Source organism: Xanthomonas hyacinthi (assembly GCF_009769165.1).
Taxonomy (GTDB): Bacteria; Pseudomonadota; Gammaproteobacteria; order Xanthomonadales; family Xanthomonadaceae; genus Xanthomonas_A; species Xanthomonas_A hyacinthi.
The window spans coordinates 4,550,459-4,575,257 of sequence record NZ_CP043476.1 but is presented as its reverse complement, the minus strand read 5'-3'; the positions used below and the strand labels follow the sequence as shown (position 1 = coordinate 4,575,257).

The window sequence follows — 24,799 nt, the reverse complement described above, 5'->3', positions numbered from 1 at the left end:
AAGCACCGGCATATGTTGAACTCGCCTAAGTTATTGATAAACCTGCTGTATCGGGCTTCGGCGTAGTCCAGCAAAGTTCGGTGCTGGAGTCATGGTGAAATGAAAAATTGGCTGGTCTTGTTGCTGGCGAAGTAGACCGTCTTCTGGTCTGGCGAGACTGCCATCTCGCCTTCGCCCCCACCGGGCACCGGGATGCGCTTGATGATCGCTTGGGTAGCGAGATCAATAACAACCACGACCTCGGAGAACACCTGGCCAAGGAAGAGGCGGCCGTCCGCGAGTACCAAGTTGCCGGGTGGATGCGTTCGAATCACGCGGGTGCCGTCACGCGGCGAAAACGCCTCGTACTTGTCGAGCTCAAAGGTACGCGTAATGACTTTTCTCGCCGGGTCGACCAATGAAATGCTGACGTCTCGCCAGTTGGCCGTGATTAGAGTGTCTTCAACCAGGAGCAGTTCGTGCGGCGAGTGCTGTGGAAACCGGTAGAGCGGAATTGGATCGGAGGCGCTGACCAGCGCCAGCGGGGCCTCGGACGTGGCCGCCAACGCAGTGCGCTCGAACTCTTGCAAGGAGGTCACCAAGGTGATGTTCGTACCGCGGGCAGCATCCTGCGCCCCGGACTGGAAGCCCATTTCGCTAACGATGATGCCGCGGTCCGCGCCAACGTCCTCGAGGATGCTCTTGAGGGCGAGCACCTTTTCCTTGGTCACTCGTGACTTCCATAACTTGCACTCGATGATCCATGTGCAAAGGATGCCTGCGCGGAGAAAGGTGGCGTGGACGTCGACCGCGTGAGTCGCCCGCAGGCCCGCAACCGGCAGATCCTCTTGCGCGTTGCAACCCAGCCGACGGAATACGATCGACAACAACATCATCCCGATGCTGGGCCGCATGAAGGTTCAGGACGTGAAGCGCCCGGACGTGGCGACGATGATGAAGAAGATGGCCCACAAGCCGGCCGACGCGAACCGCACGTTCAGCGTGATGCGCAAGATGTTCAACTTGGCCGAAGTGTGGGGCTACCGGCCCGACGGCACCAACCCGTGTCGCCACGTCCCGATGTATCCCAATGGCAAGGCCACCCACCTCATCAGCGACGAGGAAATGGGCAAGCTGTTCCGGTATCTCGACTATCTGGAAACCGACGGGCTGGGTCTGGATCATGCCGTCCTGCCACTGGCGATCCGGTTGCAATTCGAGTTCGCCGGTCGGCGCTCCGAGATTGTCACGCTCCAATGGGATTGGGTTGATCTGGAGAACCGGCGCGTGGTGTGGCCCGATAGCAAGACCGGCGGCATGTCCAAGCCATTGAGCGAGGAAGCCTATCGGCTGCTGTCCACCGCGCCCCGCCAAGACGGATGCCCGTATGTGTTCCCATCACCGAACCATCCGGGGCAGCACATGACCACAGGCGAGTATTACGGCGGCTGGACGCGCATCCTCAAGCGCGCCGACGTGTCCCACGTTGGCACGCACGGTATCCGCCACCGCTCGGCGACCGACATTGCCAACTCGGGCATCCCGGTCAAGGTCGGCATGGCGCTGACGGCGCACAAGACCGTGGCGATGTTCATGCGCTACGTCCACACCGAGGACAAGCCGGTGCGCGAAGCGGCTGAACTGGTGGCAAACCGGCGCAAGACGATCACAGGCGTATCTCGCGCTGCGGAGGCTGCGGCGTGACCGGCAATCATGCTCCCGCCTTGCCAGCCCCGATTGTCGTGTCGCTGTCACGACAATCGGGTGAGCCGCCCCTCGCTGGGCGGCCTCACCACGTCATCTTGAAAAGTGTACCCACTACGGGTATAGTTTGGAGGTCAATATGACGCGCATCCTCAAGCGCAAGGACTTTGCGCGGTGGCAGTCGGACGAGAAGCTGCCCGATGCCGCCTTGTGCAAAGCGGTTCTGGAGATGGAAAGCGGTCTGGTCGACGCGGACTTGGGCGGCTCCCTCTACAAGAAGCGGGTGGCCCGCCCCGGCAGCGGCAAGAGCGGTGGCTACCGCACACTGCTGTCGGCCAAGATTAGTAGCCGTTATGTGTTCCTGCATGGGTTCCCCAAGAGCGACAAGGCAAACATCACGCAGGACGAGAAGAAGGCGCTGCAATTCGCCGGCAAGGTGTTCCTGGAACTGTCCGCCGAAGCCTTGGCGAAGGCATTGCAGTCAGGTGTTCTAGTGGAGGTGCATTGTGAGCAAGATCATTGAATCGCTGCGCGGCGACCTGGCCGCACTCGTTGAGGCTGGCGCGATCGGCAAGGTGACGATGCGCGAGTTCGACGCCATCTGCCCGCCGCCGGTGCGGGAGTTCGGCGCGTCCGACATCAAGCGCCTGCGCGAAGCCTTGAAGTTCAGCCAGCCGGTGTTCGCGCTGCACCTGCATACCTCGGCGTCCACCGTGCGCAAGTGGGAGCAAGGTGAAACCCATCCCACCGGCCCGGCACTCAAGCTGCTCAACGTCATCGCCGACAAGGGTTTGCAGGCCATCATCTGATGCCTGCATGGACGGCGACGAGACCGTCCAGATTCTCGTATCACTGATACGACAATTCGGCGTAGCTATTCCCCCATCACCAGCATCCGTGTGTCCCGGCGTTCCGCCGTCGGGTTCGCGGGCTGCGCCCCTGCTTATGCAAGATGAAAACAAAGGCTATCCAGTCGGCTCTGAGTAAAGCCCTGTACCATGAGCTTGTGAGACCCGAACCCACCGAGTTCTGTTGCTAGGCGGAGTGCGATTAGGGATACCTTGCAAAAACCATATTTCAGCAAGTACCCAGAGAAGAACGCATGCACCGCGCTGCCTGGCCTCCATTGATGAACTGAACGTGCGCAGCGAGAGCTGCCGCTACGCCCTTGGCGCACGCGGTGGCAACGCTGCCCTTGCTGGCCCCACATGCGCGGGCCGGCTGCTTTGCTTCGCCCGTCGATCTCCGATGATTGGTCTCGGAGGGGTGGAAGCTGCCTGTTCTTCATCTTGGATACCCATATGCATCTTCTCAATACGCTGGTGGCGCGCGCCATCCCTTTGATTCCTCGCGCACTGATCCAGAAAATCTCCCGTCGCTACATTGCAGGCGATACCCTCGCCGAAGCCCTCGCTCGCGTGCAGCAGCTCAACGCGCAAGGCTTCTGCGTGACGCTCGATGTTTTGGGCGAGACGGTCTCGACCCTGCAGCAAGCCAAGGCCACAGCCGACGACTACATCGAAGTGCTGGACGCAATTCAGGATCACGGATTGCAAGCCAACATTTCGATCAAGCCTTCCGCGCTCGGCTTGTTGCTCGATGCGCAGCAGTGTGAACAACTCGCGCAAGGGATTCTTGATCGCGCGGATCTCCACCAGAATTCCATTTGCATGGACATGGAGGATGTCAGTTGCACGCAAAAGGAAATCGAGCTGTTCGCGCGCTTGAAAGCGCGCAAGGGCAACATCGGCCTGGCGTTGCAGGCGTACTTGCAGCGGACTTACCTGGACATTGAGCCACTGGTGCGTGAAGCCAGCCCTTTGCGTATTTGCAAGGGCATCTATGTAGAAGATCTGTCGCACCTCGTGCCCGATGCCTGGAGCAACCGCCGCGCCATCAACGAGCACTTCCTGAAACACGTTGGGCGCTGCTTCGATACGGGCAGCTTCGTTGGCATTGCCACACACGACGCCGCACTGATCGAGAACATCGTTGAGTTAGTCCGCCGCGATGGCATCGACCGAACCAAGTTTGAATTCCAGATGCTGTTGGGTGTGTGCGAGCCACTGCGCGACAAATTGCTGGGGATGGGGTTCAACGTGCGTATCTACGTGCCATTTGGCAAGGACTGGTACGGTTACAGCACGCGCAGACTGAAGGAGAATCCCGGCATTGCTGGACACATAGCGAAAGCCCTGATCGGCTTCTGACGCTTGGCGGGGCGCACTGCCGTTGCGCTTGAGGCGTCGGCGATACGGTGGTGCGCCAGCAGGCGCTTGTTCTCTATTCCCGTCAACGTAAAGAGGGCGTGTCGGCACCCTGTGCCGTCAGGCTCTCGGGCCTTGCCCCGTACCTCGTGCCGAGTCACTGCCATTCGGCTTCGATCCTTCACGCACTCCGGCCCTTGTGGGCCTGCGCGCTGCGCTTGCCCAAAGGCGGGTGTGTGCAGTGGATGGGGCGTAGGCGGTCTTGCTGTTCCCTTCACCGTACCACGGCGTTCTCGCCGTCAAAGGCGGCGCGTGCCGTGCGCGCTTGCGTCCTGGCGGCCGTCTTCGACCTTGTGACTGCTTGCGCTGCGCCGTGCCGGACACGGTTCCGGGCAATTCCGCCCGAGCAACCGGAGCACGATCATGTCGCAACTATCCTTTTCCTCGTTCGATTCCTCCCTCATGGTGCGCGATGCCCAGGGGCGCTACCTGCCGGCGTCGGCCGACGACATTCTGGAAGCCGCACGCCAGGTCATCGACCAGAAGATGCAGCGCGGTACTGAATTCACTTCGCCGGTAGCGGTCAAGGACTATCTGGGCACCAAGCTGGCCGGCTTCGAGCATGAGGTCTTCGCCGTGCTGTTCATGGACACGCGCCATCGGCTGATCGAGTACCGGGAGATGTTCCGCGGCACGATCGACGGCGCATCGGTGTATCCGCGCGAAGTGGTCAAGGAAGCCCTGCGGCTCAATGCGGCAGTGGTAATCGTCAGTCACAACCATCCGAGCGGGAACCCGGAGCCGAGCGCGGCTGACCGGGCGTTGACCGGACGGCTCAAGCAGGCGCTGGAGCTGGTGGACGTGCGCGTGCTCGATCACGTCATCGTCGCTGGCGGCGACACCACATCGTTTGCCGAGCGTGGCCTGCTTTGAGCGAAGGGGCTTCGGCCCCTTTTTGCTGCGCTCGATTTCGGCTATGCCATTGTCCGTAGCCATGCCAGCAAATCGGCCTGCGGGCTATCCGGCCGCAAGGGCTGTGGCGACAACAGGCAGTAGCGCGAGCCGTCCTCCACGAAACCCAGCGGCGCGGCCAGCACGCCGCTGTCCAGATCGTCGCGCACCAGATGCCACGGGCCGACCGCCACGCCCAGGCCAGCCACGGCCGCCTGCAAGCTGAAATAGAAGTGGTCGAAGGTCTGCCCCTTCGCATTGGGTGCGGGCTGGCCTGCGGCCGTTGCCCATTCCGGCCACGCGCCCGGCCGCGTGCGCGTGTGCAGGCGCGGTGCGCCAGCTTTGAGCGCGGCGCCGGCCTTCTTCGTGGTGAACCAGGCCGCCGCCTTGTCGGGGCGGCAAACCGGGCCGACCTGTTCCGCGAACAAGGGTTCGGCGTGGTAGCCCTCGGGCCAGGGGAAATCGTCGCGGCGGATGGCCAGGTCGATGCCGCTGGCGAAGGAGAACGGCCCACCACCGGCGACCAGGTGAACGTCGATCCCCGGATGCCGGGCCTGGAAGTCCGGCCAGCGCGGGATCAGCCAGCGCATCAGCAGCGTCGGCTCGCACGACAGCACCCAGCGCCGCCCCTGGCGGGCGCTGGCGCGCAACTCGCCGACGGCTTGCCGCATCAGATCCAACCCATTGCCCACGGCCCGCGCCAGCGTGCGGCCGGCATCGGTCAGGAACACGCGCCGGCTGCGCCGCTCGAACAGCGCCAAGCCCAGTTCGTCTTCGAGCAGGCGCACGGCGCGGCTGACCGCGCCGTGGGTCAGGTGCAGCTCCTCGGCGGCCCGGCTGAAATTCTCCAACCGGGCTGCCGCCTCGAAGCAGCGCAGGGCCAGCAGCGAAGGCAGGCGTGAATCGCTCGATGGTGATTCCAGCTCACCATTCCTGTCAGAAAACATCGTTATTCACCGGGGGATGGTGTCGGTAGTATCTCGCTAATTCGTTGTTTTTCGACAGGATACGCCATGACCGAACTGATAGCTGTCATCACAATCACCTTGCTGGCCGTCATCAGCCCTGGGCCGGACTTTGCGATGGTCACGCGCAACAGCCTGATGCTCTCGCGCCGTGCCGGCGTGCTGACGGCCTTGGGCATCGGCCTGGGCGTGCTGGTGCATGTCACCTACACACTCGTGGGCGTGGGCTTGCTGATCCAGCAGTCGCTATGGCTGTTCAACGCCATCAAATTGATCGGTGCCGTCTATCTGGTCTATCTCGGGGTAAAGATGCTGCGGGCCAAGCCCAACGGCGCGCTGGCCGGCAGCGCCGTCGCGCCGCTGTCGGATGCGGCGGCCTTGCGTACTGGCTTCCTGACCAATGCGCTGAACCCCAAGACCACGGTGTTCATCGTCAGCCTGTTCATGCAGGTGGTGCGGCCTGAAACGCCACTGGCTGTGCAGATCGGCTATGGCGCTTTCATCTCGGTTGCGCATATGGCCTGGTTCGGCCTCGTGGCGCTGTGCTTCTCGGCCGGAGCCGTGCGCGACCGGCTGCTGGCCGTGCGCCACTGGATCGACCGCGCCTTCGGCGGGCTGCTGGTCGGCTTCGGTGTCTTGCTGGCGGTGGCGCGCGGAGCGCGCTGACCGCACAGGCATCGCGCCGCCTTGCGACGTCTCGCCCCTGGGGGGGGGGGCGCTGCCTCGGAAATCCGAGACAGCGTTTCGGAAATCCATTCCCTATCGCGTGCTTCCCAGGAGGACGAGGACAGCCACCGCCAGCAGAATCAGCATGGTACCGGAAATGCGCTCCAGCCACGGCAGTGCCTGCGAGAAGCGCCGCAGGATGGCCTGATTGCCGATCATGACCGCGACCAGCAGATCCCACAGCAGCACGACGCTGAACATCCAGGTGCCGTAGATCGCCTTCCAGCCCGTGCTGGCGTGTGGCCCGGTCAACATCGCGGCCAGACTGGCGTAGAACAGCGCATTCTTGGGGTTGAGGATGCCCGACAGGAAGCCCATGCCGGCGGCGCGGCGCCACGCGCCGAAGCGAAGGCTGGATCGTGCGACGTGCCTGTCCGTGGCCGACACATTTGCCAGGTCGCTGGTGCCGGCATGGCGAATGAACAGCACGCCGAGATAGAGCAAGTAGATGCAGCCAGCCAGTTGAAGGATCACGAACCAGGCGCTGCCTGGCTTCAGGGCAGCAGTGCCGGCAAAGGCGGCCACGATGAACACGCCGTTGGCGACGGCGATTCCCAGGCAGGCGCCGCTGGCGACCCGCCAGCCGGCGGACAGCGACGTACGGGCGACCAGGAAGAAGTCGGGGCCGGGAGAAAGCAGCGCCAGGAAATGCGCTGCGGCAATCATCAGGAACGGCTGCATTCAGGACACACTCGTAGTTTTTCTACGCAGTGTGCCGGCCGCAGCGCCTTCCGTATTGAAGGAAATTGCAGCCGCGTCGCCTCCGGCGTCAGGCGCGGAAGCGGCCGGGCGTCACACCGGCATGCGCCTTGAATACCCGCTGGAAATGAGCCTGATCGACGAAGCCGAGATGCTGGGCCACGTCTGCAAGGCTGTCACCACTGCGTATCCAATCCCTGGCGAGATTGACGCGCTGGTTGAGTTGCCAGGCGTGCGGCGTCATGCCGGTGACGGTGCGGAACGCCCGGATCACCTGATAGCGGCTCATGCCTGCCAGGTCTGCTAACTTGTCCAATGTGGTACTGGCGGTGGGCGAAGCACACAGATAGTCCAGGGCGGGCCGAATCCGCTCCGCCAGGTTCGATGGCGCGGCCGGCTCTTTGATGGAGAGCCCCCGTTCGGTGTCGTAGTCCCCGACAAACTCGATCAGCGCGGCTTCCTTCTCGATCAGGTCGCCTTCCTTGAACAGCAGCACGTTGAGTCGGCAGAAGTGCGCATAGACCGCCGGGTCGGTCACGATGCGCACCGGCTCGTCGTCCATCGCGTCGGTTCGGGCGTACTCCCGCCGAACAGCCTGGAGCCACGCGGCGTCCAGGTGCAGCATCTGGTAGCTCCAGGCGGTATTGGGTGCCGGGTTGCACGCATGGACACGCGCTGCGGGTACGAAGACGAGCGTGCCAGGGGACAGGAGAACCGGGCCATTGGCGGCGCCGGTGAAAACGCTGGTGCCGCCATCGACGGCACCAATGGAAAAGGTCGGGTGATGGTGGGGCTTGTAGCAGGCCCGGCTCTGGCAGGCGCGGCGGCTCTCGACGAAAGGCAGGGCCGGATCGCGCCAGAATGCCTGGGTATCGCTGCGCTGGCCTGCACAGTTCGGACGGCTAGTCATCGTTTCGAGATCGGCGTCCATACAGCCCCCGCAAATTGTTGTTCTGAAAGGTGCGGTGTCTCGGAAACAGACCCCCCTGGGTCACTGGCAATTTTAGCTTCCGGGCCTGGAACAAGCATCCATTAGCGTCCCCGGCCAAGAAACATGGCCGGTCGCGCTGTCGTGCGTGGCATCGAGCCTCGCTACGCGAGTCTCGCCCCTGACGGGCTTCCATCGTTCCCTCGCTCCGCTCGGCTGACGCCTCCGGCCCGGATTCCTCGATCCGGGCCTGCGCGCTTCGCTTGCGTGCGGTCGGCACAAAGGGATGGCCGTTGCCTGTCCAGCCGTCTTCCCTGAACTCATCACCTTCTTCGCGACTGTAGCCCGCGGCCATGTGCCGTCAAGGCGCGCAGGGCCGTGTCCTCGGCTGCGCCTGCGGGCCGCACCAACCCTGCGCTTGTCTCCTTGACAGCTCCCGTCCGCGCGCTCCTGACCGTCGCGGGCGATGAACTCAGGAAAGACGGTGGCAACAGGGCCAACCGGGTTCCTCGTGCCGACCGCACCGAACAGCCGAAAGGCTGGGCTCCGAATCTAGGAATCCGGTGTGCGGTTTGAACAGCAAACCCTTTTTGTCAGGAGAAAGACCATGCAACTCGCATCCCGATTCGCTTCCCGTTCGCCATCGCTGCGCAGCGACTACCCGCTGTCCGATGACCAGATTCACCGCGTGGCCCCGTCCATCTTCGCGGACGCGCCGCATGAGAGCCGTTCGCAGCGGTACGCCTACATCCCCACTGCCGCCGTACTGGCCGAGCTTCGCAAGGAAGGTTTTCAGCCCTTCATGGCGTGCCAAACCCGCGTGCGCGATGAATGCAAGCGCGAGCACACCAAACACATGTTGCGCCTGCGCCATGCCAGCCAGATCAACGGCGCGGAAGCCAATGAAATTGTGCTGCTGAACTCGCATGACGGCACCAGCAGCTATCAGATGTTGGCCGGGATGTTCCGGTTCGTTTGCAGCAATGGCCTTGTGTGCGGCGACACCGTGGCCGATGTGCGCGTGCCGCATAAAGGCGACGTGGCCGGTTCCGTCATCGAAGGCGCTTACGAAGTCTTGAGCGGCTTCGACCGGGTGAAGGAATCCCGCGATGCCATGCGTGCCATTACCTTGGACGATGGCGAATCCGAAGTGTTCGCCCGCGCCGCGCTGTCCCTCAAGTACGACGACCCGAACAAGCCCGCACCCGTCACGGAAACGCAAATCCTGATGCCACGCCGGTTCGATGACCGCCGCCCGGACTTGTGGAGCGTGTTCAACCGCACGCAGGAGAACCTGACTCAAGGCGGCCTGCGCGGGCGCAGCGCCAACGGACGCCGCCAGCAAACCCGCCCGGTGCAGGGCATCGACCAAAACATCCGACTGAATCGCGCGCTCTGGCTGCTGGCCGATGGCATGCGCCAGTTGAAAGCCTGAATCCCCATGCGGCAGGGGTAGGCAGCAACCCTTGTCGCTTTCTTCGCTGCTGCATCCCTGAACCGATAGGAGTTATCACCATGAACGCCAATACCCAAGTTTCCCAAATCGAAACCCGCGCGATCCAAGCCCCTGCGCTAAAGGCCGCCGACCCGACCAAGAACCTGATTCTGGTTCCGCTGTCGCGACTGGTGTCGCGTCCCACTGGCCGCAACGTGCGCAAGACCCCGCGCATGTCGATTCCCGAACTCGCCGCCAGCATCCAGGGTGTCGGCTTGCTGCAAAACCTCATCGTGATTGCCGCCGCCGATGGCGAGCATTACGAAGTCGCCGCCGGTGGCCGTCGCCTTGCGGCCCTCAAGCTGCTGGCGAAGAAGCACCGTATCAGCAAGGAATGGGACGTGCCTTGCCTGTTGGTGGCCGATGGCACCGCCCGCACGGCCAGCCTCACCGAGAACGTGCAGCGCGAAGCCATGCACCCCGCCGACCAGTTCGAGGCATTCGCTGCGCTGGTGACCGAAGGTAGGCCCATCGAGGACATAGCCGCCGATTTCAGCGTGTCCCCGTTGGTGGTGCAGCGCCGCTTGAAACTCGCCAACGTGTCGCCGCGCCTGCTGGCCGACTATCGCGCCGAGGTCGTGAGCCTTGACCAGTTGATGGCCCTTGCCATCACCGACGACCACGCCGCGCAGGAAGGCGCGTTCTACGATGCGCCCACATGGCAGCGCAGCCCACACAACTTGCGCGACCGCCTGACCGAACGCGAAATCGATGCCTACCGGCATCCGCTGGTGCGCTTCGTCGGGCTGGACACCTACGACGCCGCAGGCGGCGGCATCCGCCGCGACCTGTTCGCGGAAGGCGATGCGGGCGTGTATCTGACCGATGCCGCGCTGCTGGAACGGCTGGCGCAAGACAAGCTGGCAGGCATCGCCGCCGAGGTGAAGGCCGAGGGATGGGCATGGGTGGATGCCACGCCGAGCGTGACCCATGCCGACCTGCACGCCTTTCAACGCGCCCCGAGGGAACGCCGCGAACCGAACAAGCGTGAAGCCGCACGCATCGAGAAGCTGCAAACCAAGCTGCACGAACTGGCCGAGGCCGTGGAGGCCGCGCTGGACGCCGACGACGAGGAAAAGGCCGATGCCTTGCAGGAGGACGGCGAACGCCTGGGCGAGCAGTTGCAGGCGCTGGAAGATGGCTTGCAGGACTACGCCGGGAGCGTGAAGGCCGCAGCCGGTGCCATCGTCACCCTTGACCACAGCGGCGAAGCCGTGATTCATCGCGGCCTGCTGCGCGAAGCGGAAGCCAAGGCGCTGCGCACGCTGGAACGCTTGCGGCAGGGTTTCGGCAGCGAAGGCGAAGCCGGGAACGACGACGAAGGCGAGGACGCCGCGCAGCCCAAGGCCGCGAGCCTGTCCGACCGGCTCGCGCAGAGATTGAGCGCCCACCGCACCGCCGCGCTGCAAATCGAAGTCGCCCGGCATCCACAGGTGGCGCTGGCCGCGCTGGTGCATGGCATGGTGCAGACCGTCTTGCAGCAAAGCCACGACGGGCACGACCTGCCACTGGGCGTGAGCCTGAAAGTGCAAGACCGGCTGGATGGCATGGCCCCGGACGTGTCGGAATCGCCCACCGCCGTAGCGCTGCGCGAACCGCAACAGGTCGCAGGCGAAGCCTTGCCGGAGGACAGCGCCGAACTGTTCGCCGTGTTGCTGGCGAAGTCGCAAGATGAACTGGTGCGGTTGCTGTCCGTGTGCGTGGCTTCCACGGTTGACGTGGTCACGCCCCGCGCCACGACGCACCAACCGGGCGCGGAACTGGCGCAGGCCGTGGGACTGGACATGGCGGCATGGTGGAAGCCGACCGCCGAGGGCTATTTCCGCCACATCGCCAAGCCGATGATTCTGGAAGCTGTGGGCGAGTTCGCGCCGTCGCACGTCACCCGGCTGGCGAAATTGAAGAAAGGCGACATTGCCAGCGAAGCCGAACGGCTGGCCGATGGCACCGGCCGGATGCCTGCCGTCTTCCAGGCCGACGCTCCGCAGCAGGACGCGCAGGACGTGGCGGCGGATGAAGAAGCCGAAGCGCCAGAGGACGCCGCCGCCGTGGCGGATGAGCAGCCGCAGGCCGAGGCATTGGCCGCGTGACCCTGCACCGCAGATAGCGCCCTGGTTCCGGCCGGGGCGCTTCGTTTCGAGGATTCCACCATGATCCATAACACCACGCATGGCGGCGACCTATGCCCCGACACGGTGCGCGCCCGCCGCTGGCATGGCGATGGCGACGTGCTCGGCTACCGTCCGCTTCGCGGCTGGACGGCCCGCGCCTTGCCCGCATGCCGTGCGGTGGATCATCGAGACGAAGGAATACCCCCAATTCGCGCCAGCCCCAGACCGTTCCGCCTGGGACTGGTGGTCAAAAATCCGGGCGCGGCGGTGGCCGCGCCCGGTGTCAAAGCCCAAAGCAAGATCACCCCGTTGCCGCCTTCGATCAGGCGGCAACGGGGTGACTTGAAAAACCATCAAAGCAATCGCGTGCCGGGCGGCACCGATTGGTCAGGCACGCACAACGCGACTTCTCCCTGCTCATTGTGGAAACCCGTAACCACTCGGACATGATCGGCCCGATCTGCTTGGGCGGAAAATTGGCCACCGCCACGACCAACTTGCCCTGCAAGGAATCGGGCGTGTAGAGCCGGGTGATCTGCGCGCTCGATTTCCTCTGTCAACCTCCGGCCCGAAATCCACCAGCAGCTTGTAGGCCGGCTTGCGTGCTTCGGGGAACGGTTCGGCCTGGATGATGGGGCCCACACGCAACTCTGCTTTCATTTTCATGAAGTCGTTCCATTCAATCGTCGCCATCGAACTACTGTCGCGTTGTGGTTCGCCTGGATCATTCCGAGCGTTCTTCCGTCATCCAATACACCAAGGCCGCCACGGGCAGCGCAATACCGAAGGCAGATGCCCATGCCCAGCCGCCGCTCGCATAGGCCCAGGCGCCTAGCGCCGAGCCGAGCGCGCCGCCCAGGAAGAACGTGGTCATGTACAGGCCGTTGAGCCGGGCGCGCACTTCCGCACCCAGCGCGAAAATGGCGCGCTGCCCCAGGGTCATGTTGGCCGCCACCCCGAAGTCCAGCACGATGGCCGCCAGCACCAGCCAGCCAAGCGACCATGACGAGCCGGGCGCGCCAAGATGGGTCAACAGGAAGCCCGATGCCACCGCCAGCATGGCCGCTGCCGTGGCCGGACGGCTCCAGCCCCGGTCCGCCACGCGGCCCGCGATAGGCGCGGCGATGGCGCCCGCCACACCGGCGAGCGCGAACAAGGCGATGCCGCCTTGCGAGAGGCCATAGGTAGGCCCGGCCAGCAGCAGCGGCGTGGTCGTCCAGAACAGGCTGAAAGCGCCGAACAAGGCGGCATGGTAAAGCGCACGGCGACGCAGTACCGGCGTCGTGCGCGCCAAGCCGGCCATCGACGCCAGCAGTTCGCCGTAGCGCAGATTTCCGGCGGGTGCACGCTGCGGCAGCTTCCAGCTCAACACACCGGCCAGCAATACCATCCCCACGGCGGACGCGAAGAACACCAGATGCCAGGAGGCAAGCTGGGTGATGAAGCTCGATACCGGGCGGGCCAGCATGATGCCCAGCATCAAGCCGCTCATCACGTTGCCCACCACGCGACCGCGAACAGCGACCGGAGCCATGTGCGCGGCATAGGGCACCAGCACTTGCACTGCGACGGTTCCTATGCCGATGCCCAGCGCCGACAGCAGGAATGGCAGTGGCTGTGTGGACAACCCTGCGCCTAGCAGCGACAGCGCGGCAATCAGCAGCAATGTCAGCGTCAGCTTCCGGTTCTCGATCAAGTCGCCCAGCGGCACGATCAGCAGCAGACCCAGGCCGTAGCCGATTTGTGTCAGCGTAACGATCAACCCCGTCGCCTTGGCGGACAGGCCAAGCGCCGAACCGATGGGCCCCGCCAGCGGCTGCGCATAGTAGATGTTGGCGGCGATCAGGCCGCAGGCCACGGCCAGCAGCGAAGTCAGCCAAGGGGATATGGCTGATGTTTCCGCCGTGGCGGTCGTTGAAGAAGCAGGTGTTGTCATAAAAACTCTCAAATAAAGGGAATGTTTATTTCCTAAATCGGCAAAAAAATATCAATCCAGTAACTTCAACGCGGCATCGGCCACGGCCTGCATGTCCTTCTTGCTCCGGCCCGCCTTGCCGATGACGCGCATACCTTGCAGCACGCAGAGCATCAGCCGGGCCGTCGCCTGGCTGTCGAGCGTCGTGGGGATCGAACCATCGTCTTGCCCTTGCCGTATCAGTTTGCCCAGCATGGTTTCGCTTCTTCCCAGCGAGCCGGTGACGCGCCGCGCGATCTCCTCATCGAAGGTCGCCAGTTCGCTTGCGCCACTGACCACCAAGCACCCCAACTGTCCTTGTGCGCCGCAGGACGAGGCGGCGAAGAAATCGAGGGCATTGCGCAACCGCTCGCGGCCATCGCGGCCGCGCTGGATCGCCTCGCTCAACTGCGCATCACGCATTGCCTTGTAGTGGTCGAACGCAGCAAGGAACACCGCGCGTTTGTCCTTGAACGCCTTGTAGATGCTGCCCGACGCCAAGCCCATCGCCGAGGTCAGGTCGGCAACGGAGGTCGCGTGATATCCACGTTCACAGAACACCCGAACGGCCTTGTCCAGAGCTTCATCCATGTCGAACTCGCGTGGTCGGCCCCGGGTGCGGGCAGCGGTGTTGGATGACGGATGAGGTGTAGGCATGATGCAGTACGCCAATATTAGGGAATGAATAATTCCTAATTTAACATGAAGAAGCTTACTGTCAATGGTGATTGGTGCGTGTCGGCACCGTGTGCCGCCGCAATGGCCGGGGCGTGGGACTGCTACGCCGTGGCTTGCTGCGACAGGTTGCACGAAAGCGTGCCGTCCTCGACGCTGGCGGTTCAGCGCAACCACGTCACGAAGGACGGTTCACGGACACGCCGCCCGGCCGCGCTATGGAGCTACCACACCACGCCTCAAGCCCGCCGTCCAAGGCTGCGGCAGGGGCGCTTCCGCTCGGTCATTGGGGCATTGACCTGGCCCGCGTCAGGGCGCAAGCCGGTGCAGCCGTCATGCGGGGATGCCGAGTCGGCCATCTCTCCTTGGCGGGACGGACGGCCCCTGCGTCCTTGTCTCGTTGTGAATCCTGGCGTTGGCGCGGCTGCGCCTTGGGCTTCATGGCCGCAACCTTCCAACGAAAACAATTCCCCCTGCGCTGCGCGCATTCCTCGCGGGACAAATTCTTTTCGTTTCCAGGTTCTCCACGTCAAGCTGGTTCCCAACGACAAGGGCGACACCGAGAACGCCCCTGACTTCCGCATTCAGGCGGCTGGACACGACTTCGGCGCGGGATGGCGGAAAGTCAGCGAAGCCGGACGCCCCTATGTGTCCGTGTCCCTCGACGATCCTTCGTTCCCGGCGACGGTCTATGCCCGCCTGATCGAAGGCGAGGACGGCACGCACGACCTGATCTGGTCACGCAACAAGCCCAAGTCGGCCTGACGGTCGCAGCGCCCCGCCCGTTGCGGTGGGGCGATTTCATTCCAGCGGCTATGCCTCGGCAGCTTGAAGTCGGCTTTCCGCCTCGGCCATCAATACCGCGGTACTGCATTCCAGCGCACCGGCGATCTTGAAGATCACCGCCAGGGTCGGTGCATGTTCGCCGCGCTCGATCTTGCCCTGCCGAAAGGCAAAAACAGCCCCAAAACCAACCCCGTTCGGCAAGGCAAAGCCACGATGGCACTCCAGTTTGGAGGGCCGCGCCATGATCGTCGCGTTGCTCAACCAGAAAGGCGGCGTCGGCAAGACCACGCTCGCCACGCACATCGCCGGCGAACTGGCGATGCGCGGTCTGCACGTGATCCTGCTGGCTGCCGACCCGCAGGGTTCCTCGCTGGACTGGACGCAGCGCAGAAGCCAGCAAGGCTTGCCCCGGCTGTTCAGTGCCGTGGGCCTGGCCCGCGAAACGCTGCATCAGGAAGCGCCGGAGCTGGCCCGCCGCGCCGATCACATCATCATCGACGGCCCGCCGCGCATCGCCGCCTTGGCGCGTTCCGCGCTGCTGGCGGCCGAGCGCGTGCTGATTCCCGTGCAGCCCAGCCCCTACGACGTGTGGGCCAGCGCCGAGATGGTGGCGCTCATTCGTGAGGCGCAGGTGTTCCGGCCTGCACTGCGCGCGGCCTTCGTCATCAACCGCCGCGTCAGCACCACGGTGATCGGCCGGGAGGCGCGGCAGTCGCTGGCCGAACAGCCGCTGCCGGCACTGCGCTCGGAAGTGCATCAGCGCATCGTGTTCGCCGACAGCGTGGCCGCTGGCCGGCTCGCACGCGAGACAGCGCCCGACAGCGCCGCCGCACGCGAGATCGCCGCACTGGTGGACGAACTGCTGCGGTGGCCGACATGACCGCGAAGCCACTACGCAGCAAGCGCGTCGGCATCGGCGCACGTCCGCCCGCGAATCCGCACGCCGAGGCGTGGATTCGCCAGGGCGATGCCGATGCGCTCAACAAGGGCGACCTCTACACCGCACGCCTGACCCTCGACGTGACGCCCGCGCTGCGCGCACGCATCAAGATCGCCGCCTTCGGCCAGGGCGTGACCGTGGCCGAACTGCTGCGCGGGCTGCTGGAGCGGGAGTTTCCCGAGACCCGCACGGAGAACACGCCATGAACGCATCCGCTGCACCCGCCGCGAACACGGCCACGGCTGCCGCATCGCCTCCAACTGCGCCGTCGCTCGCGGTACTCGCCGGCCAGGCCGGCAACGTGCCACTGACCCGCGTATCGCTGGCCTACATCGAACCGCGCTTCAAGCTCTACCTGCGCTTCGGCGAACCGGCGCGCACGCTCCAGCTCGACCGCTGGCGGCGCTGCGCGGTGTTCCTGCCGCGTGCAATGTTCTGCCGCATCCGCTGGCAGGCCAACGACTACGGCACGATCCGCTGGCAGCTCATGGTGATGCAGGCTGGCACGCCACTGGATGCCTTGCAGCGTATCCCCGGCGTGCGGCCCGGTGCGCGCCTGCTGCTGCACGCCGAGGGCGACGCCAGCGTGCGCACCGGGCTGGAACGCATCGACGCCATCGAGGCGCTGGGCATCGCCCCGTCTGCCGTCTCGCCTGCGTACTGGCGCACGCTGGGCAACCGTCTCGCGGCGCGCCTGCCGCTGCCCGAATACACCGCCGAGCGGCACGCCGCCTGGCTTGCTGGGAAGGCGCTGCCATGATGACCGTTTCCACTTCGTCCGCCTCGTCGCGTCCTCGCTCGCGCCTGCGCGCTCGCATCGTGCTGGTGGGCCTGACCGCCTGCGGCCTCGCTGCGCTGGCCTGGGCGGCTTTCGTGTCGCCGCTGCCGCGCCTGACGTACAACCCATCCGACAGCGTGGCGGTCGGCTGGTATCGCATCGAACCGTTCAGCCATCGGTCCGCCTCGCAGCCACGTCCGTTGTCCGTGGGCAGCATCGTGCTCGCCCCACTGCCGACCGAAGCTGCCACATTCGCTGCGCAGCGCGGCTACCTGCCGACGCGTGTTCCGCTGCTCAAGCGAGTGGGCGCCGTGTCACCGCAGGAGGTGTGCATCGCTGGCGGTGTCGTTCGCATCGACGGCGTGCCTGCGGCCACCGTGCTGCCAGCCGACCGGCTGGGCGGCCCTCTGCCATCCTGGCAGCGGTGCCGCCGCCTCGAATCTGGCGAACTGTTCCTGTTGAGCATGACCAACCCGGCGTCGTTCGACAGCCGCTACTTCGGACCGATTGCTGCATCCACCGTAATCGGTGTTGCGCATCCGGTCTGGCTGGAAACACGCCCATGATGGGCGCCGATTCGCTGCACGATCTCGTGCATCTCATCGTGCCATCGGGTATGGCGTTCCGCTGGTCATCACCATGTCGTCGCGCGTGCAGTGCGTGCGCATTCGCGCCGCACTTCGCGCAACATCCGGCACCGCCATCCCACGTGCAGGCGCCTTGCCTCGAACGCGCCCGGCCTACGGCCGTGGACGCGTTCGCCGGCGGGCTGGCTGTGGGCAGCGCAGCACCGCCGGGACGCCAAGGCCCGGAGCGACAGCGAAGGGCAAAGGCGGAAGGCAAGACAAAAGGACGCGGCACCTGGCCGCCCGCAAAGCCTGTCTGCACATGGGGGTGGCGCAGCACGCAGCGGCTTTGCCACCGTGCCGCGTGGGGCGCGAGGCACGCGCCAATGCAGGCATGTCCACGTGCTTCGCACGCCCGGACACGCCATAGCTTGCAGGGAGCGCGGCCATGACAGACCACCGCGACGACGACTTTCGCCTGCGCCCCAGTGCCCCGAAGAACCGGGGCAAGGGTCAGGGCCAGAGCTTCGTTTCCAAGGTGCTCAAGCAGGCTGGCAAGGCCAGCGGCGGCAAGTCTTCGATGCGCTATTCCGCAGCCGGCGGCAGCGGCACACGCGCCGGCCAGCGTCCCGGCTCGCGGCTTGGGCGCGGCCACACGGCGGCGCGGTTCGCGGGTGCGAAGCTGACGCCCCTGTCGCGGCGCGTGACCATCAAGACGCTGCTGGTCAACCAACGCAACGCCAGCCCGCAGTCGCTAGCGAAACATCTGCGCTACATCGAGCGCGACGGCGCGGGCCGCGACGGCGAGCCAGGGCAGGCCTACGGGCCGCAGACCGACGAAGCCGACCTCGATGCCTTCAAGGAACGCTGCGCCGATGACCGGCACCATTTCCGCTTCATCGTTTCCCCGGAGGACGGGGCCGAACTGGATGACCTGCGCACCTACACCCGGCACTTGATGGGCCGCATGGAAGCCGACCTGGGCACGCGGCTGGATTGGGTGGCGGTCGATCACTGGAACACCGACAACCCGCACACCCACCTGATCGTGCGCGGAAGCGACGACATGGGCAAAGACCTCATCATCGCGGGCGACTACATCGCCCACGGCTTCCGGCATCGGGCCGCCGAACTGGCGGCCGAATGGCTGGGACCGCGTACCGAACTGGAGATCCAGCAAACCTTGCAGCGCGAGGTGGAGCGAGAGCGGTGGACGAGCCTCGACCGCACGCTGCAACGCGAGGCCAGCGACGACGGCCGGGTGCAGATCGAGCGCTTCAACGAACCCCGGCTGCAACGCCAGCGCCTGCTGCTGATCGGTCGCCTGCAGCGCTTGCAACGCCTGGGCTTGGCCGACGAGACGCAGCCCGGCACCTGGGCCGTCCATGCGGATGCCGAGAAGACCTTGCGCGCCCTGGGCGAGCGTGGCGACATTATTCGCACCATGCAGCGGGCCATGCGCGGCCAGCAGCGCGAGTTGGCGGTGTTCGAGCCGGGCGACGATGGCCGCAGCATCGTCGGCCGAGTGGTCGCCAAGGGATTGGCCGACGAGCTGCGCGATCGCGGCTATCTGGTCATCGACGGCGTGGATGGCAAGGCCCACTACGTTGCGCTGAACGCCCGCGACGACCCGGCGAACTATCCCGCAGGCTCGGTGGTGGAGGTACGCGGTTCCGCCGAGGTACGGGCGGCCGACAAGAACATCGCCTCGCTGGCGAGCGATGGCCTGTACCGCACCGATCATCACTTGGCGATCGAGCAAGACCGGGCCAAGGCCGGACGCGACCCGCAGGAGGTTGTCGCCGCCCACGTCCGCCGGCTGGAAGCCCTGCGCCGGGCTGGCATCGTGGAGCGCATGGCCGAGGGGCTATGGAAGGTGCCGGACGACCTGACCGAGCATGGCCGCCAGTACGACGCACAACGGCTGGGCGGTGTGGCGGTAGAGCTGAAATCCCATCTGCCCATCGAGCGGCAGGCCCGCGTGATCGGCGCCACCTGGCTGGATCAGCAGTTGATCGGTGGGGGCAAGGGACTGGGCGAGCTGGGCTTCGGCAGTGAGGTCAAGGACGCGCTGCAACAGCGAGCCGAATTCTTGACCGAACAAGGGCTGGCCGAGAAGCACGGCCAGCGTGTGATCCTCGCCCGCAACCTGCTGGGCACGCTGCGCAACCGGGAACTGACGCAGGCGGCGAAGGACATTGCCGTCGAAACCGGCCTGGAGCATCGCCCCGTGACCGACGGGCAGCGCGTGGCTGGCATTTACCGGCACTCGGTCATGCTCGCCAGCGGGCGCTACGCCGTGCTCGATGACGGCATAGGATTCAGCTTGGTGCCGTGGCGGCCAGTCATCGAACAACGGCTAGGGCAGCAGATGGCCGCAACGGTACGCGGCGGCGCTGTGTCCTGGGAGATCGGGCGGCAGCGCGGGCTTGCCATCGGATAGTCGTCGTGCCGAGCTTCAAGCCAGATGCTGCATCTCCCGCACGGGCCAAAGTTGAACAGCACTCCGTCTTCAAGTAATAGCCAAAGAACCGGCAGATGGACAGATGCATGAGCCGGCTATCGGCCCTGCACGCAATGATGGCAAGATGATCCCTATTGGAGGAATAACGGCATTCGATATTCGGCATGAGCGCGAAGACGAATGCCGTGCGCATACGAATAAGGGATATATGGTTTCGATTCAGATGGGGGACGAGGACAGAACCGCGCAGATCAGCGACTGGGCGATTTACTGGAGCGACAAGTACGAAGCTCTGCAACTGACGTGCTATTTCCCCTCCAAGAAAAGCTATACGCGTCCACTCAGCGACTGCCGTGTTTCCCCCACCCGCGAACTGGACGAGAGTCTGTTGACCAAGCCCGGCAGCATGATCGTCACGCCCATCGCCAAGGCGACGATCTACGCCGAGCGGTATGCCGTCGTGCATTATCCGGGCGGCGGCAAACCCTACGTCTTCAAGATGGACGGTATCGGCTTTGCCGCGCCGACGGCGATGAAAGAGGCGCCAGTCTTCCACTATTTCACGGCCGTGGCCAATGCCCGGCAGGAGCGTGCGGAGTCGAAGACCGACCGCGACATCACCGCCAATGTGGTGCGCCAGCTAGCAAGGCTGCCCGCCAGTGCCGACACCGCCTTGCAGGCCTACTGCACGGGGCGCAACGGCGCGCTGGCGCCGGGCCAGGGGCTGATCTATCCGTTCGGGCTGAACGAGAGCCAGCTTATAGCGGTGGAGCAAGCGTTCCGTGCGCAGGTCAGCGTGATCGAGGGGCCGCCAGGGACCGGCAAGACCCAGACCATCCTCAACATCCTTGCCAATATCCTGCTGCGCGGGCAGACGGTGGCGGTGCTGTCCAACAACAATGCGGCGGTAGAAAACGTCTACGAGAAGCTGGAGAAATGCGGCCTGGGCCACCTGATCGCCAAACTCGGCAACCAGCACAACCGCCAGGACTTCTTCACTGACCTGCCGACTTGGCCATCGAGCGAGCCCGAGCCCGCACCAACTCTGGACGAGATTCAAGCCTTGCTGGCCCGCTTGAAGCAGCACTTGCACCATCACAATCGGGCGGCGCAACTGCAGGTCGAACTCGACGAGCTGATCGTCGAGCGGCGCTACCTGCAGCGGTGGCAGGCAGACAGCGGCGTGCAGGCCGCCGCTTCGCTGGACAAGTACGGACTGTCGCCGCGCAAGACCGCAGACCTGATGGCCTACCTAGCCCATCTGGGCGAGCAGCGCATCAGTCTCAAAGACCGCATCGAGCTGCTGTTCAACTTCAGGATTTTCCGTGCCAAGCCATTCGCCGAGGGCGAGGCGCGGTTGACCGCGTTCCATGACTTGCAGATGCACTACTACGACAAGGCACTTCGGGGCAAGGAAGCGGAGTTGCAAGCGTGCCGCGAATCTCTCACGCGTGGAAATTTCACGGCCTTGCTGGATGAATTGAAGACCGCATCGATGCACCATCTGAAGCAGCACCTGCAAGGGCTACCTCGGCCATCGGACAGCTTCGATGCCAAGACGTACCAACAACAGTTCGACGCCTTCGTGAATCGCTTCCCGATCCTAGGCAGCGGCACGCACTCCATCGTCAATTCGATCGCGCCGGGGGCGATCCTCGACTACGTGATCATCGACGAGGCCTCGTTGCAGGACATCGTGCCGGGCATTCTGGCGCTGGGCTGCGCGAAGAACCTGATCGTCGTCGGCGACAACCGCCAGCTGGCGCACATTCCTGTCGTGCTGGGCCTGCAGGCGCCCGCCGAGGCCTACGATTGCGAGCGCTACAGCCTGCTGGATTCGTGCATCGGCGTGTTCAAGGAGGCGCTGCCCAGGACCCTGCTGAAAGAGCATTACCGCTGCCATCCCAGGATCATCCAGTTCTGCAACCAGCAGTTCTACGACAACGCGCTGGTGCCCATGACCGAGGACAAGGGTGAAGCGCCGCTGCGCCTGGTGGTGACCGCCAAGGGCAACCACACCCGCCAGAACACCAACTTGCGGGAGCTGGACTCCCTGCTCAAGCTGCTTGACGACGAGGGCGAACCGGTCGGGCTGGACGGCGACGGGCGCGGGTTCATCGCGCCGTTTCGGGCACAAGTCAACCTTTCCAGCAGGCGCCTGCCGGCGGATTTCGTCAAGGACACCGTGCACAAGTTCCAGGGCCGGGAGTGCGACGAGATCGTCTTCTCCACCGTGCTGGACAAGAAACGCTACAGCCAGGAGCGCAAACGCCTGGATTTCGTCGATGACCCGCGCATGATCAACGTGGCGGTGTCGCGGGCCAAGCACCGCTTCACCTTGGTGACGGGCGACGAGGTGTTCACCGGCAACAACGGTCACATCGCGGCCTTGATGCGCTACGTCACCTATTACGCGCAGGACGAGCAGATCGTGCGTGCGCCCGTGGTGTCGGCCTTCGACCTGCTGTACCGCGAGTATGACCAGTCCCTGGCGCGCTTGAACGCCCGCTTGCAGTCTGAGGATTCACGCTACAGATCCGAGCAGATCGCGGCGCAACTGCTGCGCGAGGCGCTGTCCGATCCATCGTGCCAGGCGTTGATGTGTCACGACCAGGTCAAGCTGGATCAGGTCGCATCACCGAGCAACCCGGCTTTGACGCAACGCGAGCGGGCCTTCATGGCGCGTGCCAGTTGCGATTTCGTGATCTATTTCAAGGTCGGCAAGACCCCGCTGGGGGTGATCGAAGTCGATGGTGGCTCCCACGACCGTCCCGATCAGGCGGCGCGAGACGCGTTGAAGAACAGTATCTTGACGAAAAGCGACATTCTCATCCTGCGTCTGCGCACCATCGAGAGTCGCATCGAAGAGAGAATCGCCGAGTTCGTTGCCCAGTGGACTAGCCCAGCGCTCGGAACGTGATCAGGCGAGATCCTGCGCGACTCGTTCGGCCAGAAAATCGAGCAGTACCCTAACCCGGGCTGGCACATGACGGCCGGGGCCGACGAACACCGCATGGATTTCTTCCACGGCGCCGCAGTCGTGCTTTTCCAGCAATGGCGCCAGCCGGCCAGCAGCAAGATCGGCTCTAACGTGGTAACGCGCCAGCCGCGCCACGCCGACCCCGGCCAGCGCCATCTGGCGCATGCTCTCGCCATCGCCCAAGCGCAGGTCGCCCGATGGTGCGATGGCGATGCGCGTGCCGTCACCGCCGATGAAGGGCCATGCATCGACATGCCGGGCGTAGTTGAAGCCCAGGCGCCGATGTTGGTGCAGATCTTCAGGCCGCTCGGGCGTGCCGGCGCGCCGCAGGTAGTCTGGCGAGGCGACCACCACCAGGCCGCTGGCGCCAAGCCGGCGCTGGGTCAGGCGTGAATCGGGCAGCGGCCCGGTGCGGATCGCCACATCGCTGCGATCGTCCAGCAAATCGACCACGATATCGCTCAGCGTCACGTCCAGTTGAACGTCCGGGAAGCGTTCCAGGAACTCCGACAAGTGCGGCAGCAGGTAGTGGACGCCGAAGGCCACATGGCTGTTGATCCGCACGCGCCCGCGCGGCGATCCCACCTGTGCGGCCTCGTGCTCGGCGCAGTCGATGTCGATGTCGTCGAGGATGCGCAGGCCGCGTTCATGGAAGGCGCTGCCTTCGGGCGTGAGTTGCAGCTTGCGCGTGGTGCGATGCAGCAGCTTCGTTCCCAGACGCGTTTCCAACCGATGGATGAGCTTGCTGACGGCCGAGGCCGTCATGCCCAGCGATTTGGCGGCTGCGGTGAAGCTTTCGGCGGCGACCACCGCGATGAACACTTGGCAGACTCAACTTCCAAGTGCAACACCTCACAGAGCGTAGGGTGTTGCGATGGGAAGACAGTACAGTCATCTGAGTAGTGAGGAACGCGCGGTGCTTCAGGTCGAACGCGATCGGGGAACGAGTCTTCGTGGGATCGGTCGCCGCCTGGGGCGTAGCGCATCGACGCTGAGCCGCGAGATCCGGCGTCTGGACAGCGGCGTGTACTCGGCGCATGCGGCAGCCCTGGTGTATCGATCGCGGCGATCGCGCAGCGTACGAGCACGCAGGCTGATCGCGGGCGCGGTGCTGTTCGAGTTCGTCCACGACCGTCTTGTGTTCGATCGCTGGTCGCCGCAGCAGATCGCGGCCACACTGCGGGACATGCATCCAGACGACGCCAGCCAGCGGGTCAGTCACGAGACGATCTACGCGGCCATCTACGCGCATCCGCGCGGCGGCCTGAAGCAGGCCCTGGTCGATGCATTGCGCCAGAGCAAGCCCACGCGAGGCCGCAGGCGCACCACAGCAGCGGCGCGCACCTGGGTACCGGAGGAGCTGCGCATCGTGCATCGGCCCGAAGCGGTGGAACAGCGCCTGCTGCCGGGGCATTGGGAGGGCGACCTGATCAAGGGCGCGTTCAACCGGTCCTGCGTGGGCACGCTGGTCGAGCGCAAGACACGCTTCGTGGTGCTGTGCAGGATGGATGGCTGCACCGCGGACGCCGCGCTGGAAGGCTTCACTCGCCAGATGAAGAAGCTGCCGGCCTTCCTGCGCGAGAGCCTGACCTACGACCGCGGAACGGAACTGACCTGTTACGAGGAGCTGATGCGAGGGTTGAACATCGACGTGTGGTTCGCCGATCCGTATGCGCCGTGGCAGCGGGGCAGCAACGAGAACACCAATGGCCTGCTGCGCCAGTTCCTGCCCAAGGGCGTGGACTTGTCGCAAGCGAGCCAGGAGTACCTCAATCACGTCGCCAAGCTGATGAATGGGCGTCCTCGCCAGACATTAGGCTGGGCCACGCCGGCAGCGGCCATGGAGAAGGAAATCCTCGCCTTCAAATCACGTGTTGCACTTGATTCTTGA

At 64.7% G+C, this 24,799-nt stretch carries 24 protein-coding genes and 1 pseudogene; 17 read left to right on the top strand and 8 right to left on the bottom strand.

What is annotated here, in order from left to right:
* Window positions 1–89 precede the first annotated feature (89 nt).
* A complete protein-coding gene (locus FZ025_RS20105) occupies window positions 90–872 on the bottom strand; it encodes a restriction endonuclease (protein ID WP_208803709.1) in 783 nt (260 codons plus the stop codon).
* Window positions 873–879: 7 nt separating this feature from the next.
* On the opposite strand from FZ025_RS20105, the gene FZ025_RS20100 reads away from it, so the two are divergent.
* The 5 genes from FZ025_RS20100 to radC all read left to right on the top strand — a co-directional run bounded on the left by FZ025_RS20100 (window position 880) and on the right by radC (window position 4,823).
* Window positions 880–1,683, top strand: a complete 804-nt coding sequence (locus FZ025_RS20100) for a tyrosine-type recombinase/integrase (RefSeq protein ID WP_425478449.1) — start codon at window positions 880–882, stop codon at window positions 1,681–1,683.
* 139 nt (window positions 1,684–1,822) lie between these two features.
* Window positions 1,823–2,206 (top strand): type II toxin-antitoxin system RelE/ParE family toxin, encoded by a 384-nt coding sequence (locus FZ025_RS20095; RefSeq protein ID WP_046980301.1) that lies wholly within the window; start codon window positions 1,823–1,825, stop codon window positions 2,204–2,206.
* On the top strand, window positions 2,190–2,492 hold the full coding sequence (locus FZ025_RS20090; RefSeq protein WP_046980302.1) for a helix-turn-helix domain-containing protein: 303 nt from the start codon (window positions 2,190–2,192) through the stop codon (window positions 2,490–2,492). The genes FZ025_RS20095 and FZ025_RS20090 overlap by 17 nt, the downstream gene beginning before the upstream one ends.
* Before the next feature lie 492 nt (window positions 2,493–2,984).
* Window positions 2,985–3,893 carry a proline dehydrogenase family protein gene (locus tag FZ025_RS20085; protein ID WP_046980303.1) on the top strand — a complete coding sequence of 303 codons (909 nt, stop codon included), beginning with the start codon at window positions 2,985–2,987 and terminating at the stop codon, window positions 3,891–3,893.
* A 420-nt stretch (window positions 3,894–4,313) separates the two neighbouring features.
* Window positions 4,314–4,823, top strand: a complete 510-nt coding sequence (gene radC / locus FZ025_RS20080) for a RadC family protein (RefSeq protein ID WP_046980304.1) — start codon at window positions 4,314–4,316, stop codon at window positions 4,821–4,823.
* A gap of 41 nt (window positions 4,824–4,864) precedes the next feature.
* Here radC and FZ025_RS20075 read toward each other — a convergent pair whose 3' ends face one another.
* Complete coding sequence (locus tag FZ025_RS20075) at window positions 4,865–5,788, bottom strand: LysR family transcriptional regulator (RefSeq protein WP_046980305.1); 924 nt, start codon at window positions 5,786–5,788, stop codon at window positions 4,865–4,867.
* A gap of 66 nt (window positions 5,789–5,854) precedes the next feature.
* Here FZ025_RS20075 and FZ025_RS20070 point away from each other — a divergent pair, with 66 nt between their 5' ends.
* Window positions 5,855–6,472, top strand: a complete 618-nt coding sequence (locus FZ025_RS20070) for a LysE family translocator (RefSeq protein ID WP_046980306.1) — start codon at window positions 5,855–5,857, stop codon at window positions 6,470–6,472.
* A gap of 93 nt (window positions 6,473–6,565) precedes the next feature.
* Here the strand turns inward: FZ025_RS20070 and FZ025_RS20065 are convergent, their stop codons facing one another.
* Together FZ025_RS20065 and FZ025_RS20060 are read right to left on the bottom strand one after the other, a co-directional pair.
* Entirely contained in the window at window positions 6,566–7,213 is a 648-nt protein-coding gene (locus tag FZ025_RS20065; protein WP_046980307.1) for a LysE family translocator, read from the bottom strand.
* Between the two features lie 88 nt (window positions 7,214–7,301).
* Window positions 7,302–8,162 carry an AraC family transcriptional regulator gene (locus FZ025_RS20060; RefSeq protein ID WP_244292414.1) on the bottom strand — a complete coding sequence of 287 codons (861 nt, stop codon included), beginning with the start codon at window positions 8,160–8,162 and terminating at the stop codon, window positions 7,302–7,304.
* A 604-nt stretch (window positions 8,163–8,766) separates the two neighbouring features.
* Here FZ025_RS20060 and FZ025_RS20055 point away from each other — a divergent pair.
* The 3 genes from FZ025_RS20055 to FZ025_RS22805 all read left to right on the top strand — a co-directional run bounded on the left by FZ025_RS20055 (window position 8,767) and on the right by FZ025_RS22805 (window position 12,215).
* On the top strand, window positions 8,767–9,594 hold the full coding sequence (locus tag FZ025_RS20055) for a DUF932 domain-containing protein (protein WP_046980308.1): 828 nt from the start codon (window positions 8,767–8,769) through the stop codon (window positions 9,592–9,594).
* A gap of 80 nt (window positions 9,595–9,674) precedes the next feature.
* Complete coding sequence (locus FZ025_RS20050) at window positions 9,675–11,744, top strand: ParB/RepB/Spo0J family partition protein (RefSeq protein ID WP_046980309.1); 2,070 nt, start codon at window positions 9,675–9,677, stop codon at window positions 11,742–11,744.
* A 60-nt stretch (window positions 11,745–11,804) separates the two neighbouring features.
* Window positions 11,805–12,215: a hypothetical protein gene (locus tag FZ025_RS22805; RefSeq protein ID WP_343126188.1), complete on the top strand. Its 411-nt coding sequence runs from the start codon at window positions 11,805–11,807 to the stop codon at window positions 12,213–12,215.
* A gap of 274 nt (window positions 12,216–12,489) precedes the next feature.
* Here FZ025_RS22805 and FZ025_RS20045 read toward each other — a convergent pair whose 3' ends face one another.
* Both FZ025_RS20045 and FZ025_RS20040 read right to left on the bottom strand, forming a co-directional pair.
* Window positions 12,490–13,701, bottom strand: coding sequence for an MFS transporter (locus tag FZ025_RS20045; RefSeq protein ID WP_104559012.1), 1,212 nt, complete (start codon window positions 13,699–13,701; stop codon window positions 12,490–12,492).
* A gap of 51 nt (window positions 13,702–13,752) precedes the next feature.
* A complete protein-coding gene (locus FZ025_RS20040) occupies window positions 13,753–14,310 on the bottom strand; it encodes a TetR/AcrR family transcriptional regulator (RefSeq protein WP_104559011.1) in 558 nt (185 codons plus the stop codon).
* Between the two features lie 612 nt (window positions 14,311–14,922).
* Between FZ025_RS20040 and FZ025_RS20035 the strand changes: the two are divergent.
* Window positions 14,923–15,159 (top strand): annotated as a pseudogene (locus tag FZ025_RS20035) (DUF736 domain-containing protein); the annotation flags it as partial.
* Window positions 15,160–15,207: 48 nt separating this feature from the next.
* Here FZ025_RS20035 and FZ025_RS22570 read toward each other — a convergent pair.
* Window positions 15,208–15,441 (bottom strand): helix-turn-helix domain-containing protein, encoded by a 234-nt coding sequence (locus FZ025_RS22570; protein WP_244292413.1) that lies wholly within the window; start codon window positions 15,439–15,441, stop codon window positions 15,208–15,210.
* Between FZ025_RS22570 and parA the strand changes: the two genes are divergently transcribed.
* The 6 genes from parA to FZ025_RS20000 all read left to right on the top strand — a co-directional run bounded on the left by parA (window position 15,422) and on the right by FZ025_RS20000 (window position 22,848).
* Window positions 15,422–16,060, top strand: coding sequence for a ParA family partition ATPase (parA, locus tag FZ025_RS20025; protein ID WP_104559014.1), 639 nt, complete (start codon window positions 15,422–15,424; stop codon window positions 16,058–16,060). The two genes, FZ025_RS22570 and parA, sit on opposite strands and share 20 nt — an antisense overlap.
* Window positions 16,057–16,326: a chromosome partitioning protein ParB gene (locus tag FZ025_RS20020; RefSeq protein WP_104559015.1), complete on the top strand. Its 270-nt coding sequence runs from the start codon at window positions 16,057–16,059 to the stop codon at window positions 16,324–16,326. The genes parA and FZ025_RS20020 overlap by 4 nt, the downstream gene beginning before the upstream one ends.
* Entirely contained in the window at window positions 16,323–16,880 is a 558-nt protein-coding gene (locus FZ025_RS20015; RefSeq protein WP_104559010.1) for a DUF2840 domain-containing protein, read from the top strand. The genes FZ025_RS20020 and FZ025_RS20015 overlap by 4 nt, the downstream gene beginning before the upstream one ends.
* Window positions 16,877–17,464: a S26 family signal peptidase gene (locus tag FZ025_RS20010; protein ID WP_104559009.1), complete on the top strand. Its 588-nt coding sequence runs from the start codon at window positions 16,877–16,879 to the stop codon at window positions 17,462–17,464. The genes FZ025_RS20015 and FZ025_RS20010 overlap by 4 nt, the downstream gene beginning before the upstream one ends.
* A gap of 448 nt (window positions 17,465–17,912) precedes the next feature.
* On the top strand, window positions 17,913–19,907 hold the full coding sequence (locus FZ025_RS20005) for a relaxase/mobilization nuclease and DUF3363 domain-containing protein (protein WP_104559007.1): 1,995 nt from the start codon (window positions 17,913–17,915) through the stop codon (window positions 19,905–19,907).
* Between the two features lie 103 nt (window positions 19,908–20,010).
* Entirely contained in the window at window positions 20,011–22,848 is a 2,838-nt protein-coding gene (locus tag FZ025_RS20000) for an AAA domain-containing protein (protein WP_244292412.1), read from the top strand.
* On the opposite strand, the gene FZ025_RS19995 is transcribed toward FZ025_RS20000, so the two are convergent.
* Complete coding sequence (locus FZ025_RS19995) at window positions 22,849–23,673, bottom strand: LysR family transcriptional regulator (RefSeq protein WP_244292553.1); 825 nt, start codon at window positions 23,671–23,673, stop codon at window positions 22,849–22,851. It lies immediately after the preceding gene.
* 109 nt (window positions 23,674–23,782) lie between these two features.
* Here FZ025_RS19995 and FZ025_RS19990 point away from each other — a divergent pair, with 109 nt between their 5' ends.
* Window positions 23,783–24,799, top strand: a complete 1,017-nt coding sequence (locus tag FZ025_RS19990; protein ID WP_158185520.1) for an IS30 family transposase — start codon at window positions 23,783–23,785, stop codon at window positions 24,797–24,799.

What these genes read in the sequence shown, in the direction of transcription:
- FZ025_RS20055 (WP_046980308.1), top strand. Translation starts at nt 8,767, where the DNA reads ATGCAACTCGCATCCCGATTCGCTTCCCGTTCGCCATCGCTGCGCAGC.
- FZ025_RS20095 (WP_046980301.1), top strand. Translation starts at nt 1,823, where the DNA reads ATGACGCGCATCCTCAAGCGCAAGGACTTTGCGCGGTGGCAGTCGGAC.
- FZ025_RS20040 (WP_104559011.1), bottom strand. Translation starts at nt 14,310, where the DNA reads ATGGATGAAGCTCTGGACAAGGCCGTTCGGGTGTTCTGTGAACGTGGA.
- FZ025_RS20075 (WP_046980305.1), bottom strand. Translation starts at nt 5,788, where the DNA reads ATGTTTTCTGACAGGAATGGTGAGCTGGAATCACCATCGAGCGATTCA.
- FZ025_RS19995 (WP_244292553.1), bottom strand. Translation starts at nt 23,673, where the DNA reads ATGACGGCCTCGGCCGTCAGCAAGCTCATCCATCGGTTGGAAACGCGT.
- FZ025_RS20020 (WP_104559015.1), top strand. Translation starts at nt 16,057, where the DNA reads ATGACCGCGAAGCCACTACGCAGCAAGCGCGTCGGCATCGGCGCACGT.
- FZ025_RS20005 (WP_104559007.1), top strand. Translation starts at nt 17,913, where the DNA reads ATGACAGACCACCGCGACGACGACTTTCGCCTGCGCCCCAGTGCCCCG.
- FZ025_RS20000 (WP_244292412.1), top strand. Translation starts at nt 20,011, where the DNA reads ATGCATGAGCCGGCTATCGGCCCTGCACGCAATGATGGCAAGATGATC.
- FZ025_RS20015 (WP_104559010.1), top strand. Translation starts at nt 16,323, where the DNA reads ATGAACGCATCCGCTGCACCCGCCGCGAACACGGCCACGGCTGCCGCA.
- FZ025_RS20045 (WP_104559012.1), bottom strand. Translation starts at nt 13,701, where the DNA reads ATGACAACACCTGCTTCTTCAACGACCGCCACGGCGGAAACATCAGCC.
- FZ025_RS20010 (WP_104559009.1), top strand. Translation starts at nt 16,877, where the DNA reads ATGATGACCGTTTCCACTTCGTCCGCCTCGTCGCGTCCTCGCTCGCGC.
- radC (WP_046980304.1), top strand. Translation starts at nt 4,314, where the DNA reads ATGTCGCAACTATCCTTTTCCTCGTTCGATTCCTCCCTCATGGTGCGC.
- FZ025_RS20070 (WP_046980306.1), top strand. Translation starts at nt 5,855, where the DNA reads ATGACCGAACTGATAGCTGTCATCACAATCACCTTGCTGGCCGTCATC.
- FZ025_RS20050 (WP_046980309.1), top strand. Translation starts at nt 9,675, where the DNA reads ATGAACGCCAATACCCAAGTTTCCCAAATCGAAACCCGCGCGATCCAA.
- FZ025_RS22805 (WP_343126188.1), top strand. Translation starts at nt 11,805, where the DNA reads ATGATCCATAACACCACGCATGGCGGCGACCTATGCCCCGACACGGTG.
- FZ025_RS20065 (WP_046980307.1), bottom strand. Translation starts at nt 7,213, where the DNA reads ATGCAGCCGTTCCTGATGATTGCCGCAGCGCATTTCCTGGCGCTGCTT.
- FZ025_RS20100 (WP_425478449.1), top strand. Translation starts at nt 880, where the DNA reads ATGCTGGGCCGCATGAAGGTTCAGGACGTGAAGCGCCCGGACGTGGCG.
- FZ025_RS20105 (WP_208803709.1), bottom strand. Translation starts at nt 872, where the DNA reads ATGTTGTTGTCGATCGTATTCCGTCGGCTGGGTTGCAACGCGCAAGAG.
- parA (WP_104559014.1), top strand. Translation starts at nt 15,422, where the DNA reads ATGATCGTCGCGTTGCTCAACCAGAAAGGCGGCGTCGGCAAGACCACG.
- FZ025_RS20060 (WP_244292414.1), bottom strand. Translation starts at nt 8,162, where the DNA reads ATGGACGCCGATCTCGAAACGATGACTAGCCGTCCGAACTGTGCAGGC.
- FZ025_RS19990 (WP_158185520.1), top strand. Translation starts at nt 23,783, where the DNA reads ATGGGAAGACAGTACAGTCATCTGAGTAGTGAGGAACGCGCGGTGCTT.
- FZ025_RS20085 (WP_046980303.1), top strand. Translation starts at nt 2,985, where the DNA reads ATGCATCTTCTCAATACGCTGGTGGCGCGCGCCATCCCTTTGATTCCT.